The organism is Paenibacillus sp. Y301 (assembly GCF_059445505.1).
In genome coordinates this window covers 44,168-63,790 of record NZ_JCAIUL010000016.1, presented here as the reverse complement: position 1 = coordinate 63,790, position 19,623 = coordinate 44,168, and the positions used below count along the sequence as shown (strand labels likewise).

The following is a 19,623-nucleotide window of genomic DNA, read 5'->3' as shown; positions in this document are numbered from 1 at the left end:
GAGTAATGGTTACATTAGGAAATAAATACAAGGTTATTCTAGTAGATGATGAACCAATGATTTTACGTAGTCTAAAAGTAGCCATTCCCTGGGAGGAACTAAATCTTGAGATTGTGGGAGAAGCGAGAAATGGGGAAGGGGCATTACAGTTAATTAAAGAGAAGTCTCCACATATGGTTGTTAGTGATATCCGTATGCCAGGTATGGATGGCATTTCTCTGATGAAAGAAGTACTGGCGGACAATGCTAAGCTTATTTTTATTATCATTAGTGGATATGGTGAGTTTGAATATGCGCGTGAGGCACTTCGACAAGGAGCTTTTGATTACTTATTGAAGCCCATTGACCATGAAGAACTGACAGAGATGCTTGTAAGAGCCAACAAAAGGCTAGATACTCAAATTGAGAATGATAAGTTAATACATTCTGTTCAGGTTCTGTCTCTGATGGCACGTGAGCGAATGTTCTTAGAACTTATAGAGGGCAATCAGAGAACGCTTCAGCATATGAATTGGATGGAGAGCGATGAATTAGAACAGGACTATTTCATGGCTGTTGTTCAGCTGGATCAATATTTAAATGGACACTGGACGATGCAAGAGAAACGACTGTGGTTATTTGCCATACGAAATATATTAGAAGAATGGTCTGAGCAGAATAGTGGCATGACGGTTTTCCCTTTTCATAGTGGAGAATGGATTGTCATATTTCCAAGTCACATGAACGACGATACAATGATGCTGGGTAAAGATATCATTCATCAAATCAAAAAATACTCTAAGCTTACTTGTTTTGTAGGTATTAGTAAACGTAGCAAGGGCATTGATCAGTTAAACTCTGCATACCAAAGTGCCACCAGAGCCTTATATCAGCGTTTTTATACTGAGCAAGAAGGGGTATTTATTGACTCTGACGATAGTATTGAACATGCTCCAATTCAAGAAGTTAAGTATCCTAAACATCTCGAAACTGCTATTCTTCAATGTATTCGTACACTAGACTTAGAACGTATGTTACCTTTGTTTGATGACACCAAGGCTTATATTGAGGGTTATTCTTTAACAAAAGATATTGCTGAACGAATGATCGTTGAAATGACAGTGGTTTTGTATAGACAGTTTGAATACTCGAATTTACATGTAGATGGATCTCTAGGTGAACTTATTCAAAGACTTCATGATATGGGTACATTAAGTGAAATGATTAACGAGGTTAAGGCAACTTTTGAGAAAAAAGTGAATGAAAATAGGTATAGTCAGTCCAAAGAGGACGTTCAGACGATCGTTGAAAAGGCTCAAAAGTATATAGAAAATCATTATCACAAAGATCTAAGTATTGAAGAGATCGCGGAGGTAGTAGATTTAAGTATCAGCCATTTTTGTATGATATTTAAACAAGTATCAGGGTATACTTTTTTGGAATACCTAACCAAGTGTCGAATGGATAAGGCGAAGTATATCTTGAAAAATACGAGTGTGAAAGTGTATCAAATTGCTCCGCTAGTAGGGTACCAAGATCCAAAATATTTTACACAAGTTTTCAAGAAGGCGACAGGTAAGACTCCTTCTGAATTTCGCGATGAAAAGTGAATTATAGGAAAAAGTAGAACGGAACTGGGGTGGATTTGCACTGAATTTATCTTTATTTTAGTTTTATTAATTAATTGTTGACAGCTTTCTCCACATCTTATACAATGCATATATGAAAGCACTTTCATTCATGTAACAATGTTTGTAAGCATTTTCCGAAAACGTTTCATTTGTTTAATAAAGAGAGAAAAAAAACAAGATTCAGCGAGGTATCTTCAGGGTTTCCTGTTTATACATATTTATGGTTAGTCATTTAAAAGGGGGATTTACGGTATGAAGGGGAGAACACCGAAAACGTTTGCAATGTTACTATTAGCTAGTGCACTTCTTGTGTCTGCTGGATGTAGTAACAACAATGCAGCTACGAATGCAGGTAAGACTGAAACGGCTACAAACGCTACTAATACAGAGAAAGAAGTAGATACGAGTCCAATTACGTTCAGTTTCTTCGGAGCAGATGCAAGCCCTAACTGGAATAAAATGAAAGATGATGTTGGTAAGGTTATTACTGAGAAAACAGGCGTGACACTAAATGCAGAATATAACGTTACAGGTGATGGTTCCGACAAGATTGCCTTAATGGCAGCTAGTGGTGAATATCCTGATTTGATTTTTGCAAAAAACGATGTTGGTAAGATGATAGACGCAGGTGCCATGTTAGACTTAACAGACTTGATTGACAAATATGGTCCTAACCTTAAGAAGGTATATGGAGAGGACATGAAACGTCTACCATATAGTAATGAAGATAAAGCAATCTATGTTGTCCCAAGTAATGCTGCTGTGGGTCAACAGTATTTTGATTCGACTTCAGGGTTTGAAATTCAACATGATGTGTTGAAAGAACAAGGATATCCTGAAGTGAAGACACTTCAAGATTTCGAGAAAGTACTACAAACTCACGTTGACAAACATCCTACGACCGATGGTCAACCAACAATTCCACTGACATTGGATGCGGATGATTGGAGAATTATGATCACTGTGACCAATCCGGCATTCTATACTACTGGAGCACCGGACGATGGGGAATATTACATTAATCCAGAAACGTTTGAAGCGCAACTTCACTACAAACGTCCTGAAGAGAAAGAATATTTCCGTTGGTTGAACCATATGTACAATGTAGGTTTACTTGATAAAGATACATTTGTCCAAAAGAGTGATCAATATAAAGCTAAAATTGCTAGTGGCCGTGTCGTGGGTCTGATTGACCAAGAGTGGGGATACGCTGATGCAGAGAACGCTTTGAAGGCTGCAGGCAAAGATGGTAAAACATATGCTCACTTTCCTGTAACTTTATCTGCTGATTACCTAGATCATGGCTTTCAGGATACTGGATTCATGGCAGGATTAGGCATAGGTATTACTAAGACTTGTAAAGATCCAGTTCGTGCGATTCAATTCTTAGATTACTTAGCTTCTGATGAAGGTCAAGTTCTTCTTAACTGGGGAGTTGAAGGTAAACATTATAATGTTGTTGATGGCAAACGTGTCATTCCAGCAGATGTATTAGATAAGAAAGTTAATGATGCTAGTAACTTCTCTAAGACTACAGGTATTGGATTATATGCTTCTATGTCTGGTCACTATGGTGATGGTGTATTAGATCCAACAGGTAACTACTATACTACTAACTTCCCTGAACAGATCGTAGCTACTTACTCTGAAGCAGAGAAGGAAAGTTTGAAAGCATACAATGCGACGACTTGGAAAGATCTATGGCCTTCTGAAAAGGAAATGCCAGTTAAACCTTGGGGTGCTGCTTGGAATATTTCTGTTGAAGCAGGGTCAAGTTATGATGTAACGTTCCAGAAGACACAAGACATTATTCGTAAACGTATTCCAGAAGCTATTCTAACTGCACCTGAGAAGTTCGACGCTGTGTATGATGGCATGATAGCAGAGTTGAACAAAGCTGGCGCTGAGAAGATGGAAGCAGAGTATACTACTTATGTAAAAGCTAGAGTTGATCTATGGTCTGGTAAGTAATTAACTACTATAAATATTGTAGGAGGTCCACCTAGGGTGGGCCTCCTTTTAATAATATAAGACCTAAAATACCTGATAATAACCTAATATAACCTAATATAACCTAAAAAAGCCTAACTAAAACCTAAAAAACCTAATGAAAACCTAATATCAACCTAAAAATAACCTAAAAAAGACTCATAATAGTCCTAAATAATGGTATACAAAATGCTGAAAATGATATATATTTAGTGTTGTAAGCACTTACATGGGTGTTTAAAGAAAACGATTTCTATTTTTTGTAATTTGTTTGTTGTTGCACTATTTATGTTTCTATTCGTATTGGGAGGGTTATTTTATGAAGAGAAAGAGTCCAAAGACATTTGCAATGCTACTTATCGCAAGCGCTCTCATGTTATCTGCTTGCGGCAACGGTAACAACACGAACGCCACCAAGAACGCAGAACCTACAAAAAGTTCAACATCTACGAACACGACTGCAACTACAGAGGAAACCATGGATACGTCCCCGATTACATTTACATTTTTCGGAGCAGATGGTAGTCCGAACTGGAACAACATGAAAGATACTGTGGGTCAAGAAATTACGAAGAAAACTGGAGTCACGATTAATGCCCAATACGATATGGCAGGAAACGGTGGCGATGATAAGGTTTCCTTGATGGCGGCAAGTGGAGAATATCCGGATCTTGTATTCCCTAAAGATAACTTATCTAAGCTGGTTGATGCTGGGGCTATGATTGATATGACGGATCTAATAGAAGAACACGCACCTAACTTGAAAAAGTTATATAGCCAAAATATGAACAGACTTAAATATAGTACATCTGATCCTGCTATTTATGCGATACCTACAAATGGATCTGTAGATCAGACAAGCTTTGATGCAACAGGTGGATTTGAAATTCAACACAGAGTGTTGAAAGAGTTAGGTTATCCTGAGATCAGAACGATTCAAGATTATGAAAACGCTCTAAAAGCGTATGTAGCGAAACATCCTGAAACGGATGGAGCTTCGACTATTCCATTATTACTTAATGCTGATGATTGGAAAATTCAGATAACGGTTACTAATCCAGCTGTTAGTGCAACAGGATTAGCCGATGATGGTGAGTTCTACATTAACCCAGAGACACACGAAGCTAAATTCCACTATACTCGTCCGGAAGAGAAAGAGTATTTCCGTTGGTTAAACCATATGTACGCTGAAGGTCTATTAGACAAAGATACATTTGTTCAGAAAGATGATCAGTATCAAGCCAAAATTGCTAGTGGCCGTGTTCTTGGTCTAATTAGCCAAGAGTGGGAATATGGAAACGCTGAGAACGCGCTTAAAGCAGCAGGTAAAGATGAGTATACCTATGGACACTTCCCAGTGACAATGTCAAAGGATATTCTAGATCATTCATTCCAATCTACAGGGTTTGATGGTTACGGTATTGGAATCACAACTGCATGTAAAGATCCCGTTCGTGCTATTAAATTCCTAGATTGGATGGCTTCAGAAGAAGGACAGGTTCTCAGATACTGGGGAGTAGAAGGTAAGCATTATAATGTTGAGAATGGCGTTCGTGTGATGCCAGCAGAAATTAGAGATCGAATGACGAATGACAATGCAGCATTTTCGAAAGAAGAAGGCATTGGCTTGTATTGGGTCTTCAGTGGTCACTATGGAGATGGAGTAAAGGATTCAACTGGCAACTATTACACGCTTAACTACCCTGAACAGATTGTTGCGAATTACTCTGATGTTGAGAAGGAATCATTGAAGGGATATAACGCGACTACTTGGAAAGATTTATTCCCTAAGGAAGATGAATTCCCAGTTAAAGAGTGGGGAGCAGCTTATAACATGACCGTTCCTTCGGATACACAATATAGTGTTATAGCTCAGAAAGCGCAAGATATCGTTCGTAAACGTATTCCAGAAGCGATTCTTACTAGTCCTGAGAAGTTCGATCAAGTATTTGACAATATGTTAGTTGAGCTTGAAAAGGTAGGATTGTCTAAGATGGAAGAAGAGTACACTGGTTATGTACAAGACAGAGTGAAATTGTGGACTGGTAAATAAGATAAGATCAAATTGATCAAAAGAATGACTCCTGATATTTCTTCAGGGGTCATTCTTTTGATTTTTTTAATATAATAAGCATTTCTTTTTATAGATAGGCTTATATTTCAATGCTAAACGTTTCTTCGTAGATAAAGGAAGGTAAGGCCGTGTATACTTGTATGAAATAATTATCCGTTCTTCTAGATGCCTTATGATAAACTTAATACATGATTATAAGAAAGAAAGAAAGAAAGATAGATAGATAGGAGTATAATTCTATGACAAAACGTAATGAGAAAAGATGGCTCATGTCTTATCTAGCTCCTGCTTCAAAGTGGGAAGAAGCTTTGCCGCTTGGTAACGGACGAATGGGTGCCATGGTACATGGAGGAATTGAACGAGAAGAGTATCAATTAAATGAAGATACACTTTGGTCTGGTTTCCCACGAGACAATGTGCAATATAATAGTGTCCGCTATTTGAAGAAGGCACGTGAATTAATACATGAGGGAAAGTACAAGGAAGCAGAACAATTGATTAATACGAATATGCTTGGTAAGGATACTGAAGCCTATCAGCCAATGGGTTACTTATTTATTGAGCAAGAGAATCTGTCGGATGTTCAGAATTACTCACGTCAGTTAGATCTCAATACAGGGATCTCGGTAACATCCTTCCGTAGTGGAAATACTACGTATACAAGGGAGACCTTTATAAGCGCAGTGGATCAGGTTATGGCTGTAACTTTGAAGGTTGAGGGAACTGGGAAGATTCATGCAAGCGCTCTACTAGAAAGTCCTCAGCAGCCTAAGATCAGTGTGAATGACAATCATGATGTTATGCTTGCAGGGCGTTGCCCAAGCCATATTGAATCCAACTACTTACGAGATCATCCTCAATCGATTCTATTTGAAGAAGATCTGGGGATACGTTTCGAAATGCACATTCGTGCTGTTCCACACGGTGGAACGATTAGTTACGAGAATAACGCACTACATATTCACGATGCAGAGGCTGTGACGTTCTATTTGGCAGCTGTTAGTGACTTCGAGAAGTATGATGTGATGCCAGGCTCTACGAATAAAGATATGACAAGTATCTGTGCTGACTGGTTAGATCGTGCGGTTCAAGCAGGGTATGACGTTCTAAGGGATCGGCATATTAAGGATCACACGGCTATGTTCGGACGTGTTGATCTATATTTAGGGACAAGCGATAATAGCACCCTCCCTACGGACGTTCGTCTGAAGTCTTATCAGGATGGAGCGAAGGACCCCGAACTTGAGGCATTGTACTTCCAATATGGACGATATTTATTAATGGCTAGCTCACGCCCGGGTACACAACCAGCTAATCTGCAAGGCATATGGAATAACCAGATGGAGCCACCTTGGGGCAGTGAATACACTACGAATATCAACACGGAAATGAATTACTGGTTGGCTGAGATAGGTAATCTTAGTGAATGTCATGAGCCTTTGTTTGATCTGATCGAGGATTTATCCTATTCAGGTCGTCGTACTGCCAATATTCACTATCAGGCGAGAGGTTGGACTGCTCATCATAATTTAGATATTTGGAGACAATCTGCCCCAACAGGTGGAGATGCGAGTTGGGCATTCTGGCCGATGGGAGGCGTATGGTTAACTTCTCATTTGTGGGAACATTATCTGTTTACAGGGGATGAGGATTTTCTGAGAAGCAAGGCTTACCCAGTGATGAAAGGTGCTGCCTTATTCTGCTTAGATTGGTTGGTTGAAGGTCATGATGGTTATTTGGTAACCAATCCATCGACATCACCTGAGAATAAATTTCTGACATCAGAAGGCGAGCCTTGTAGTGTGTCTATGGCGAGTACGATGGATATGACGTTAATTCGTGAACTATTCTCTCACTATCTGGAGGCGATTTCTCATCTAGGTGTGGATGATGACCTAGGCAAGGAGATTGCCAGCGCTTATGAACGACTGTATCCGTTTAAGATTGGTCAGCATGGGCAACTTCAAGAATGGATTCATGACTTTGAAGAGAGCGAACCAGGTCACCGTCACGTCTCCCATTTGTATGGTGTCTACCCAGGTCACGAAATCAATCGGTATGAGACTCCTGAGTTAGTACAAGCAGCAACGACTTCTTTAGAACGCCGTATAAGTAATGGTGGTGGACATACGGGTTGGAGTTGCGCTTGGTTGATTAATCTCTATGCACGGTTACTGGATGGCAAATCTGCCTATCAATTTGTTCATACGTTACTTGCACGATCAACGCATCCTAATCTGTTCGACGATCATCCTCCATTCCAGATTGATGGTAACTTTGGTGGGGCTGCGGGTATCGTTGAAATGTTACTTCAGAGCCAATTGGGTGAGATTCACCTTCTCCCAGCCCTTCCAAACGAATGGAGTACTACCGGTTATGTTAAGGGAATAAAAGCTCGTGGTGGGTTCTCTATTGATATGGAGTGGAAAGATGCCGAAGTAGTAAGTGTTATTGTTACTTCTGATCTTGGAGGAACTTGTACACTTCGGAGCACTATACCATTGATGCTAGAGGATGGTAGTGTTATTGGAGTAAGAGAATCTCAAACAGAACAGTTTACGTTACAATTCGACACAGTTAAACAACAGAAGTATAAGATAACAGCAAAGATAGGTTAATATAAAAAAGGTTATCCATTCTTCAATGTCGTGGATGACCTTTTTTTAACTTATATGTATGTTTTGCGTTTTTTTAAAGAATGATACGATAATGTGAAGAGAACTTGAAGACATCACTATTTGTACATCATAGGAGGAAACATTTTGAACCAACAGTCGATATCAAGAATGATTGATCATACGTTACTCAAAGCGGATGCTAAGAAGGAAGAAATTCAAAAGCTAGCTGAAGAAGCTAAAACACATGGCTTCGCTTCAGTGTGCGTGAATCCAACATGGGTGGCAGTAGCGCATGAAGTATTGAAGGATACTCCAGAAGTAAAAGTATGTACCGTTATTGGCTTTCCACTAGGAGCTTCAACACCTGAAGTTAAGGCGTTCGAAGTGACAAATGCAATCGCTAATGGCGCAGGTGAAGTAGATATGGTGATTAACATAGGTGCTTTGAAAAGTCATGATGATGCCTTGGTGTCACGTGATATTGCTGCCGTTGTTCAAGCGGCAAAAGGAAAAGCACTGACGAAGGTCATCATTGAAACATGTCTGCTGTCTGACGAAGAGAAGGTACGTGCATGTAAGCTGGCTGTTGAAGCGGGAGCTGATTATGTCAAAACATCAACTGGATTCTCAACCGGTGGAGCGACAAAAGAAGATATCGCGTTAATGCGTGCTACGGTAGGACCTGATCTTGGGGTTAAAGCTTCAGGTGGAGTACGCAGTGCTGAAGATGCACAAGTTATGATCGCTGCAGGTGCAACTCGAATCGGTACAAGCGGTGGCGTCGCCATAGCTCAAGGACAACAATCTCAAGGAAGTTATTAACGATAACTGAATTGAGATGAAATGATGCAAAGACTGATTTCGATTCTCTAAAGGAGAAGGAAATCAGTCTTTTTTTGCTAGTTAAAAGATCTCTTTTTAAAATAATACTACACAAATGGTACGAAATGAACTAATATGAACACATATGAACGTAAATGCAGAAACAATATTGTTCATGACTACAAATCGAGAGGAAGTAATAATGATGGAAAATCGCTATGTATCTCATCCCAACGATGTAAAAGGATTTAATACAGCTCGTTTGCGCGAGGAATTTCTAATGGATACTCTTTTTGCAGTAGATGAACTTGTTACCGTTTACACGCATGTGGATCGTTTTATTGTAGGTTCAGCTGTACCTGAAACAAAGGATATTGAGCTTGCGGTCAATCTTAAGGATATTGGAACAGATTATTTCTTAGAGCGTCGAGAGATTGGTATTATCAACGTGGGAAGTAAAGGGACGATATCGGTAGATGGTACGGATTATGAAGTAGATACGAAGGAATGTTTATATATTGGACTAGGTGTGAAAAAAGTAGTATTTAAAAATAATGGGGGAGGAGCACCATCAGCTCGCTTCTATTTCAATTCTGCCCCTGCACATAAGTCATACCCAACGAAGAAATTAACTCAAGCAGAAGCCACGCCAGCCCATTTGGGAAGTATTACTTCGTCAAATGAACGTACGATCTATAAATATATTCATCAGGATGGTATTCATAGCTGTCAACTTGTCATGGGATTAACGGAACTAGATCCAGGCAACATGTGGAATACCATGCCGAGTCACACACACAATCGTCGTTCTGAAATATATTTATATTTCAATCTACCAGAGGATGGCGTAGTGTTCCATATGATGGGTCAAGCGGATGAAACACGTCATCTCGTTGTACGTAATGAGCAGGCGATTATCTCTCCAAGTTGGTCCATTCATAGTGGTGTTGGTACGTGTAATTATACATTTATATGGGGAATGGCTGGAGAAAACCAGACGTTCAGTGATATGGATGCGATCGCCATGCAAGACCTACGTTAATCTATTGTAGAAAGCGATGAAGGTATATGAGTCCCTTGAAACGGCATGAGAAAATTATGGAGGCCCTAATTTCGGGTCAAGAAGTGACAGTGATCGAACTTAGTGAGTTATTACAAGTGACCGGTAAAACAGTACGTGAAGATCTTGATAAGTTAGAAAGCATGGGGCTGTTGGTAAGAATCCATGGGGGAGCAAGATTAGCCCAAGATGATCAATACGGCATTCTAACAAGTAAAGGTGTGACAGATAAGCATAGTCTAGAGAAAGTCCAAATTGCCAAGCGTGCAATCGAACATATTATGCCAGGTGATATCATTGCTCTTGATGGTGGTAGTACAACACTGGAAATAGCTAAACACCTGGATAATCAGCCGATGACTGTTATTACGAATGATTTGTTCATTATTAATGAATTAACGAAGAAAGATAAGATCTTACTTGTCGTACCTGGCGGGTCACGCGTACGCAATGTCTTAGTTAGCGATGATGCTCCGAGAATAATATCAGAATTGAATATTCATAAGGCATTTATCTCGGCAACAGCTGTGCATTCGGAGTTTGGATTATCCATTTTTACGGGGGATTTAGTTCCTGTGAAGAAAGCGATAATTCAAACGGCTCAACAAGTATTCGGTGTGATAGATCATCACAAATTTGGACAATTCGCTTTGCGGACTTTTGCCACATGTGCAGAAATGGATGTCATTATTACGGATGCGGGTCTCTCAGAAGAGATGGCTGAATTATTTAAGAAATCTAACATTATATTAGACTATAAATCGGTGGAGGAATAGACCACAATGGAATTATTCGATCTGAGTGGAAAAGTAGCAGTAGTTACTGGAGGTTCTTCTGGTCTTGGTCAGGGGATAGCCCTAGGGTTGGCAGAAGCAGGGGCGGATATCGTCTCGATTTCGTATTCTGGAAGTGATGAGACCGTGAAGGCGGTTGAAGCGTTGGGTCGTAAAGCTTTTCAAATTAAGGCTGATCTCAGTGATGAATCTATATTAGAGAATGTATTTAATGAGGCATTAGGCTTCTTTGGAAGAGTAGATATTCTGGTAAACAATGCAGGGATTATTCGACGTGTACCCGCAGTGGATCATCCAGCTAAAGATTGGCATGATGTGATAAGCCTCAACTTGAATACCGTATTCTTTCTATGTCAGATGGCTGGACGCCATATGATTGAACGAGGTAGTGGTAAAATCATTAACGTAGCTTCAATGTTGTCTTATCAAGGTGGAATTAATGTTCCCGGATATACGGCGAGTAAACATGCGGTGACAGGTATAACTAAATCTTTCGCAAACGAATGGGCTTCCAAAGGTATTCAGATTAATGCAATTGCTCCTGGTTATATGGCTACAGATAATACAGCTGCCTTACGTGCCGACGAAGGACGTTCAAATGACATTCTTGCACGTATTCCAGCATCACGTTGGGGTACGCCAGCAGATCTTAAGGGGCCTGCTGTATTCCTCGCTTCTCAAGCATCTGATTACATGAATGGTCATGTTATTTGTGTGGATGGCGGATGGATGGCTCGCTAATTCCCTAAATACTTATTGTTAGGGTGTACTACTTGGATACAATCATAATGTGTAAAATCCTTTACAACCTTTAGGTTCGTGAGGGATTTTTTTAGTGGATAGGTAATTTACTTTTCAGATGTGTTAAGTATGAATTAGTCTTTTCAAATCTATTTATTTATGAGAAAATGTGGAAGTATTCTATATGAATGGTATCATCATATCTATTTATTATAAGGGAGGATTCACCATGTCCGAAGAACAACGATTATCGTTTGAGACTTTGGCTGTTCATGCAGGCCAAGAGATTGACCCTACGACATTATCGCGCGCAGTTCCGCTGTATCAGACAACCTCTTATGGGTTCCGTGACAGCGAACACGCTGCTAATCTATTCGCGCTTAAAGAGTTCGGCAATATTTATAGTCGTATTATGAACCCCACTTCGGACGTGTTCGAGCAGCGTATGACTGCCCTAGAAGGAGGAGCAGGGGCGTTAGCTACGGCTTCAGGTCAAGCAGCCATCACATTCTCGATTCTTAACATCGCAGGTGCTGGTGATGAAATTGTAGCTTCGTCTAGTCTATATGGTGGAACTTATAATCTTTTTGCTAATACGTTAGCGAAATTAGGGATTAAGGTTCATTTTGTAGATTCTAACCATCCAGAGAATTTCCGTGCAGCGATTACGGATAAGACCAAAGCGCTTTATGCCGAGACCATTGGTAATCCGCAAGGAAATATCTTGGATGTAGAAGCGGTTGCGCACATAGCTCATGAACATGGCCTTCCTCTTATTGTAGATAATACGTTCCCAAGTCCGTACTTACTTCGGCCTATTGAGTATGGAGCAGATATTGTTGTCCATTCTGCAACGAAATTCATCGGTGGACATGGTACATCTATTGGTGGTGTCATTGTTGATGCTGGTAAATTCGATTGGAAAGCTAGTGGTAGATTCCCTGGACTTACGGAACCAGATCCAAGTTATAATGGTGTTGTGTATACCGAGGCTGTAGGTCCTTTAGCGTATATTATAAAAGCTCGTGTTCAATTATTGAGAGATATGGGGTCCGCTATTTCTCCATTTAACTCATGGTTGCTCTTACAAGGATTAGAAACGTTACATCTACGTATGGAACGACATAGTGAGAATGCGCTTAAAGTGGCTCAATATTTAGAGAATCATGCTGATGTAGAATGGGTCAGCTACGCGGGACTCCCAACTCATCCGACATATGAGCTATCCAAGAAATACTTACCTAAAGGCCAAGGTGCAATTCTTACATTTGGGATTCAGGGTGGTACAGAAGCGGGTCGGAAGTTGATTGAGAGTGTGAAGTTATTCTCACATCTAGCTAATGTGGGAGATTCTAAGTCACTGATCATACACCCAGCTAGTACAACACATCAACAACTGTCGGAGAAGGAACAAGTGGCAGCTGGGGTTAGACCAGAGATGATTCGAGTTTCTATTGGAACGGAACATATTAATGACATTCTAAGTGATTTGGAACAAGCCATTCAAGCTAGTCAAATATAAGTGGGCCGAGTGCGCTCTTTAGTTCATCCTATTTAAATATAGATTAGATTATTTCGATAGAGGTGCTTCTTTTTCCTTAATGGGGGAAAGGAGCACTTTTTTTATACAATAAATGGAGATAACTGTATATTTCTTCGGGTAGCTTAATACGCTTATGTATGATCGTTATTTCGTTGAGAAAAGAGGGTGGCAAGCATTTATGAACCAGAAAGAGGATCACTATCCTTGCAGTGGGACTAAGGGTTGTTCAGGTACCATCTGTATGAAAGCGTTATACTCATTTAGTGGTCTCGAGCAAGCCGTGGATATGGATGAACAGAGTTCTTCACAAGAAAATGTATTCCAAAGTGAAAAGGACCTGTACAGTGTCTGTAGTGAACATCAACTGGCTATCAAAGCAAATTCATTATCAGAAATGTTGTCACTTGTTGAACTTGTTGAAATGGGGACATTTTCTCGTGAAGAGGCGCTATTGAGCATAAATGCAGAATGTATTCGTGATGTGGTTGGAGATAGCTTATATTCGAATCGGATGAATCATGAATTGACTCCCCCCAAGAAGTTACTTTTATGGAGTGACCAAGTGAGAAGCATGCGGATATTCGCAGGAGGAACGACTCCTGAAGATGTGTGGATCGGAAAGCTTATGGGAGCTTATGGTTTAGGATTAGTTCGTTGTGAAGAGTTGTTGAAGGTAGAATATCTAAAGGATATTATTCCTAGTGACCTGATTGGGGCTGAGGAAATCTCGGTCACCTTGCAACGGCGATTACTCTGTCTACTTCAAGAACTGTGGGAATCGATCTTTTATGGACTTCAGGGTGCACCTGCTACGGTGAGCTTGATGCCATCCTCCAGCAATGTTCATTGTTCTTATCCCCCTGATGGAATTCAAGATATTATGCTAGAAGCTTTATTTCGGGCAATGCGAGGTTGTGTGGAACAAGGAACGGAGTGTACTGTCGATCTATTAGTGAATCGTCCAGCAAGTGCAGAGCAATTTGCAGATACTGTTCATTGGATTGAACAGGTCGCGGAACAGACACTAGGACATATGAGCCGTTCGATTAAATATCGAGTGGGAGCTTTAGTTCCTCGTAATATACAATCGTCCGTTGCGGGTGACCTTGCTAGATGTACACACTTGTTGGTTGTGGAATGGGATGAAAGTGATGTGACATCATCTGGGGATGTAGTGAATATGGGTGTGTTTCATCATATTCGACAAATCCATCCAAGTATTCATATTAGAGCTGTAGGGCATGTAACGAGTACGGATCTCCCTGTTATTTATACTTTAGGGATCGATGAGATAAGCTGTGCGCCTCAGGAGGTACCTACTATTCGTATTGCTGCAGCACAATTGGAATTGATGGAGAAAGCATCGGTAGGCTTTCATTTATAGATAGCATGAGTAAGAACCTGAAGATGAGAGTAGTGTCTGAGACACACTGATCATCTTCAGGTTTTTTTTCGTGTAAGGGGTACATTGCCCATTTACTTGGTACTAACAAAGGAATATAATAAAAGCATAAAGTTGCCTATAGGAAAAATAATTGTACAAGTGCAAGAAATGATTATCATTATCATTTACCATGCTGCTCCGGATACCCGGAGCAGCATGTGTCATTTTTAGGGAAGTAATAATGCAATTCATTCTCAAGTGGAAGGTGATTACAATGGAAAATACTCAGAAAGCTTTAGTGAAAATATCAACGCCTGCTATCAAAAAAACGGCTAATCAGCCGAATCCTCATAAGAGGGGGAAATTTGATCTGCGTAGTATGCTTCGCAATGAGGAGATGCTTGCTGCATTAGGAAGTGGAGTTCTTACGTTAATCGCTTGGTCTGTTGGACATTGGGCTGAATACCTATCGATTCTACTGTATGTTACGGCCTATACATTAGGAGGATGGACTAAAGCACGGGAAGGTGTTCACACGTTGGTTCAAGAACGTGACCTTGATGTTAACCTACTTATGATCGTCGCAGCGATGGGTGCGGCTAGTATTGGATACTGGAATGAGGGTGCACTGCTAATCTTCATATTTGCTCTAAGTGGTGCATTAGAGACCTATACTATGGAACGAAGCAAGAAAGATATTTCGTCACTGATGGCTCTGAAGCCTGAGACTGCTCTACGTATTGAGAATGGTGAGATGATTAAGGTTACGATTGACCAACTTCAGATTGGGGATTTATTTCTCGTTAAGCCAGGGGAATTAATTCCAGCTGATGGTTGTGTGCAACGTGGATCTTCTTCGGTTAATCAAGCCTCTATTACAGGAGAAGCTATTCCTGTAGATCGAACAACGGGGGATATCGTGTACGCCGGTACGCTTAATGGGGAAGGGGTATTATATGTTGAAGTTACACAATCTGCTGAATCTACGGTATTTGCCAAGATCATCCGACTCGTCGAGGAAGCAGAAAGTGAAGTACCCCAGTCACAGCGCTTCATTAAACGATTCGAATCGATCTATGCGCGTATTGTTGTCACCGTAACGTTAGCTGTCATTACCGTATTACCTCTTCTATTTGGATGGACGTGGGGTAGTGCTTTTTACAAGGCGATGGTTTTCCTTGTCGTAGCTTCGCCGTGTGCATTAGTCTCATCTATTATGCCGGCTATGTTATCAGCTATATCGAATCGTGCACGTAAAGGGGTACTTTTTAAAGGTGGCGCTCATGTGGAGAACATGGCATTAACATCCGTTGTGGCTTTTGATAAGACGGGAACACTTACGATGGGAACACCGCAGGTGACAGATTTCATCATAGATGATCGTTATGACCGTGATGAATTACTTAGCATATGTGCCTCTGTTGAGCAGTTATCAGAACATCCATTAGCTAAAGCTATTGTACGTAAGGCAGAGGGACTCATCTTGAAACCTGTGGATGATGTTCAATCTTTGACAGGTTGGGGAATGTCAGCAATGGTCGAAGGTACGTTATGGAAAATCGGTAAAAGTGATATTCTAGATCATTCGATGGATGCATCGAACCCAATTTGGCTGGATCAGAGAAGTCGTCTCATTTCTCAAGGGAAAACGGTGTCCGTTATGATGAAAGGCGATCAAGTGGTAGGGCTAATAGCATTGCAGGATACGATACGACCACAGGCGGTACTTGCCGTAAAGTCTTTACAAGCACTTGGGATTCGAGTTGCTATGCTTACAGGTGATCATCATGATACAGCGCAGGTCATTGGTGAACAGATTGGTGTGGATTGGATCTATTCAGATCTTCAGCCCGAAGAGAAAGTAGCTCATGTTAAAGAATTAAGAGAGAAATATGGGCATGTAGTTATGGTGGGTGACGGAGTGAATGATGCTCCAGCATTGGCTACTGCAACGGTGGGTATCGGGATGGGGATGAACGGAAGTGGTACGGCGCTAGAGGTAGCGGATGTTGTTCTTATGAACGATAATATCGAGGAGATCGCAAGTACGATTAAGCTTGCACGGCGAGCGCAAAGAGTCATTAAACAAAATATGGTGTTCGCAATCAGTGTCATCTTACTTCTTATTACCAGTAACTTCGTAGGGGACATCGCTCTACCGTTTGGCGTAGTTGGACATGAAGGAAGCACGATATTAGTCATTTTAAATGGATTACGGCTTCTGAGATGATCTGTAACAAATATGTTGACAAATTGCTTGGGTCCAACCATAATAGTTACTAGATGATAATAATTATAATTAGTATGATATGAAATATATTCCACATTATAATTGAAATTGGGGGAACTTATGATGTACAAATCTATTATTGTTGGAACAGGTCCAGCAGGATTAACAGCAGCGATTTACTTGGCTCGTGCCAATATGAAACCACTTGTGATTGAAGGGCCACAACCAGGTGGACAATTAACAACAACGACTGAAATTGAGAACTTCCCAGGATTCCCTGATGGAATTATGGGGCCTGAATTGATGGATAATATGCGTAAACAAGCCGAACGTTTCGGTGCAGAGTTCAAAACTGGTTGGGTTAATAGTGTAGAACTAGAAGGACGCCCATTTAAGCTGAATGTAGAAGGAATGGGAGAATTGGTTACTGAAACGCTAATTCTTTCTACAGGAGCAACAGCGAAATACTTGGGCATTCCTGGTGAACAAGATAATATCGGACGTGGTGTAAGTACATGTGCCACATGTGACGGATTCTTTTTCCGTGGTAAAGAGATCATTGTGATCGGTGGCGGCGATTCTGCACTTGAGGAAGCCAACTTCCTTACTAGATTTGCTTCCAAAGTGACTCTTGTTAACCGTCGTGAGGAATTACGTGCATCAAAAATTATGCAGGATCGTGTTCGTGCGAACGATAAAGTGGAGTGGAATTTGAATCGTACTCCTATTGAGGTAACTGCGAATGACAGAGGCGTTAATGGTCTTAAAGTGTTGAACAATCAGACAGGTGAAGAAGAACTGATTGAAGCAAGTGGTGTGTTTGTAGCGATTGGTCATCATCCGAACACAGCATTCCTTGGTGGAAAAATTACGACAGATTCGAATGGATATATTGTGGTGACACCAGGAACATCGGAGACGAACATCCCTGGGGTATTCGCTTGTGGTGACGTACAAGATACCCGATATAGACAAGCGATTACGGCTGCGGGTAGTGGCTGTATGGCAGCGATGGATTGTGAAAAGTATATTGAGAGCCTTGAATTTAGCGAGGTTAAAATTTAATATAACGATCTGTAACCATCAAAAAGCTTCACCTTCCGTTAAGAGGAGGGTGAAGCCTTTTTGTTTACATATCGTTGTTGATTGAACGAAGGAGAATCCTCACTATGATTGACTTTAACTCCATTCATGAATGTGCAATGAAGTCGTAAATATGTAGGATGTAACGTCAAAAAAATATCAGCATACTGGCTTGGAACACAACATAAGCAAGTGCCCCTGCTAGAATGAGCCTAAAGCCGGACCTACGCTTGGATTGAAAAAATCGCAAGATGGCTAGGCTGAACAACGGAGCTATCACGACCAAAAATAACAAGACAGTAATGAACATTTGTGCCGAGATGTTAGAAGTATCAACGTAGGTCAAGGAACCTCTCTCCATTTCATAAATGATATGACTAAAATCACAATCTTCAATTCTATTATAACGAAATTTCAAGCTCATGGCGTTATAAAAGAAGGCGAAAATGAGAATTATGTAAGATCATTCCTTTACCTGATTATACTGAAACTCGAATACGACCTAGGAACAGTGAAACCGCTGCATAGGATGCGCCAAGCATGGCAGAACGACTGCCAAGTGCCGAGAACTGGATCTGTAATTGACGTCGATGATAAGGCAATGTTCTCTCAGCAACAACGGCTTGTAGGGAAGATTCGATCCATTCTTTAGCTTCCGTGAGTGGGCCACCGATGATAATAAGCTCAGGATTAAAGCTATTGACGATATTGGTGATACCGATGCCTAGATAACGTCCAATTTCCTTGAATAAATCTAACGTGTCAGGATCCTCTTGCTGAGCATATCGAAGCAAATCATGAGTTGAATGTGCAGGTAACTGTCTGTCTAGTTCTGCATAAGTTTTCTCTGATGCATATAACTCCCAGCAACCTTGGTTTCCACAAGAACATTTGCGACCGTTGGCTTCAATGGTCATGTGCCCTGTCTCACCAGCGTAACCCCAAGCTCCTTTATATAGTTCGCCATCAACAATAATACCAGAACCGATCCCCATGCCTGCACTGATGTAGATGAGATGACGGACGCCAACAGAGGTACCGTAGTGGAGTTCACCTTCTGCTCCCGCATTCGCTTCATTATCGACAGTTACAGGAATACCGAAAGTTTCCTCCAGCATGTCTTTCAACGGAACCTTCTCCCAACCAAGATTGGGTGCAAATAGGATCGTTCCTGCTTCATCGACCATTCCTGGCACACCTAGGCCTATGCCGACAATACCATGAGGAGAAGAGGGGGCTTGTTGCATAAGAGTCTGAATGGCTGTCTTCATTTCATCGAATACAAAAGGAATATCGTGATGCTTCAATTCAACACTATATTCGGCGAGCACGTGATCTTCGAGATCCGTTAATACCCCTTTCAAATGGGTGACACTTAGTTCCATACCTATGGCATGGCCTGCATTCCGATGGAAAAGTAACATAAGTGGTTTACGTCCACCGCTAGATTCTCCAGGACCTATTTCTTGAACCAAATGACTCTCTAACAATTCAAGCACAAGGTTCGACACCGTCGCTTTATTAAGACCTGTTTTTTCAGAGATCTGTATACGAGACAGTGGATTATGACGACGAATGGTATCGAGTACTATCGACTTATTTATTTTTTTAACCAGCGCTTGATCACCGGTGATTTTCATGTGAAATGTACACATCCCTTCTAAAACAGTATAGG

General features: G+C 40.9%; 13 protein-coding genes. 12 read left to right on the top strand and 1 reads right to left on the bottom strand.

From position 1 onward, the window contains the following. Positions 1-5: 5 nt before the first annotated feature. From AC1D69_RS21095 to trxB, 12 genes are all read left to right on the top strand, one after another. Entirely contained in the window at positions 6-1,589 is a 1,584-nt protein-coding gene (locus AC1D69_RS21095; RefSeq protein ID WP_495458106.1) for a response regulator, read from the top strand. A 273-nt stretch (positions 1,590-1,862) separates the two neighbouring features. After that, on the top strand, positions 1,863-3,581 hold the full coding sequence (locus AC1D69_RS21090) for an ABC transporter substrate-binding protein (RefSeq protein ID WP_495458105.1): 1,719 nt from the start codon (positions 1,863-1,865) through the stop codon (positions 3,579-3,581). A 337-nt stretch (positions 3,582-3,918) separates the two neighbouring features. After that, positions 3,919-5,652, top strand: a complete 1,734-nt coding sequence (locus AC1D69_RS21085) for an ABC transporter substrate-binding protein (RefSeq protein WP_495458104.1) — start codon at positions 3,919-3,921, stop codon at positions 5,650-5,652. A 260-nt stretch (positions 5,653-5,912) separates the two neighbouring features. After that, positions 5,913-8,291, top strand: coding sequence for a glycoside hydrolase family 95 protein (locus AC1D69_RS21080; RefSeq protein WP_495458103.1), 2,379 nt, complete (start codon positions 5,913-5,915; stop codon positions 8,289-8,291). A 168-nt stretch (positions 8,292-8,459) separates the two neighbouring features. Then, positions 8,460-9,113 (top strand): deoxyribose-phosphate aldolase, encoded by a 654-nt coding sequence (deoC, locus tag AC1D69_RS21075; protein WP_495458156.1) that lies wholly within the window; start codon positions 8,460-8,462, stop codon positions 9,111-9,113. Positions 9,114-9,318: 205 nt separating this feature from the next. Further along, a complete protein-coding gene (kduI, locus tag AC1D69_RS21070) occupies positions 9,319-10,155 on the top strand; it encodes a 5-dehydro-4-deoxy-D-glucuronate isomerase (protein WP_495458155.1) in 837 nt (278 codons plus the stop codon). Between the two features lie 26 nt (positions 10,156-10,181). Continuing rightward, positions 10,182-10,949, top strand: a complete 768-nt coding sequence (locus AC1D69_RS21065) for a DeoR/GlpR family DNA-binding transcription regulator (RefSeq protein ID WP_495458102.1) — start codon at positions 10,182-10,184, stop codon at positions 10,947-10,949. Between the two features lie 6 nt (positions 10,950-10,955). Next, positions 10,956-11,708 carry a 2-dehydro-3-deoxy-D-gluconate 5-dehydrogenase KduD gene (kduD, locus tag AC1D69_RS21060; RefSeq protein WP_495458101.1) on the top strand — a complete coding sequence of 251 codons (753 nt, stop codon included), beginning with the start codon at positions 10,956-10,958 and terminating at the stop codon, positions 11,706-11,708. A gap of 229 nt (positions 11,709-11,937) precedes the next feature. Next, a complete protein-coding gene (locus tag AC1D69_RS21055) occupies positions 11,938-13,230 on the top strand; it encodes a homocysteine synthase (RefSeq protein WP_495458100.1) in 1,293 nt (430 codons plus the stop codon). Positions 13,231-13,429: 199 nt separating this feature from the next. Next, on the top strand, positions 13,430-14,635 hold the full coding sequence (locus AC1D69_RS21050; RefSeq protein ID WP_495458099.1) for an aldolase/citrate lyase/malate synthase family protein: 1,206 nt from the start codon (positions 13,430-13,432) through the stop codon (positions 14,633-14,635). Between the two features lie 274 nt (positions 14,636-14,909). Then, positions 14,910-16,865 (top strand): heavy metal translocating P-type ATPase, encoded by a 1,956-nt coding sequence (locus AC1D69_RS21045; protein ID WP_495458098.1) that lies wholly within the window; start codon positions 14,910-14,912, stop codon positions 16,863-16,865. A 123-nt stretch (positions 16,866-16,988) separates the two neighbouring features. Then, positions 16,989-17,930, top strand: coding sequence for a thioredoxin-disulfide reductase (gene trxB, locus AC1D69_RS21040; protein ID WP_495458154.1), 942 nt, complete (start codon positions 16,989-16,991; stop codon positions 17,928-17,930). A gap of 497 nt (positions 17,931-18,427) precedes the next feature. Here trxB and AC1D69_RS21035 read toward each other — a convergent pair whose 3' ends face one another. After that, positions 18,428-19,588: an ROK family protein gene (locus AC1D69_RS21035; protein ID WP_495458097.1), complete on the bottom strand. Its 1,161-nt coding sequence runs from the start codon at positions 19,586-19,588 to the stop codon at positions 18,428-18,430. Positions 19,589-19,623 lie beyond the last annotated feature (35 nt).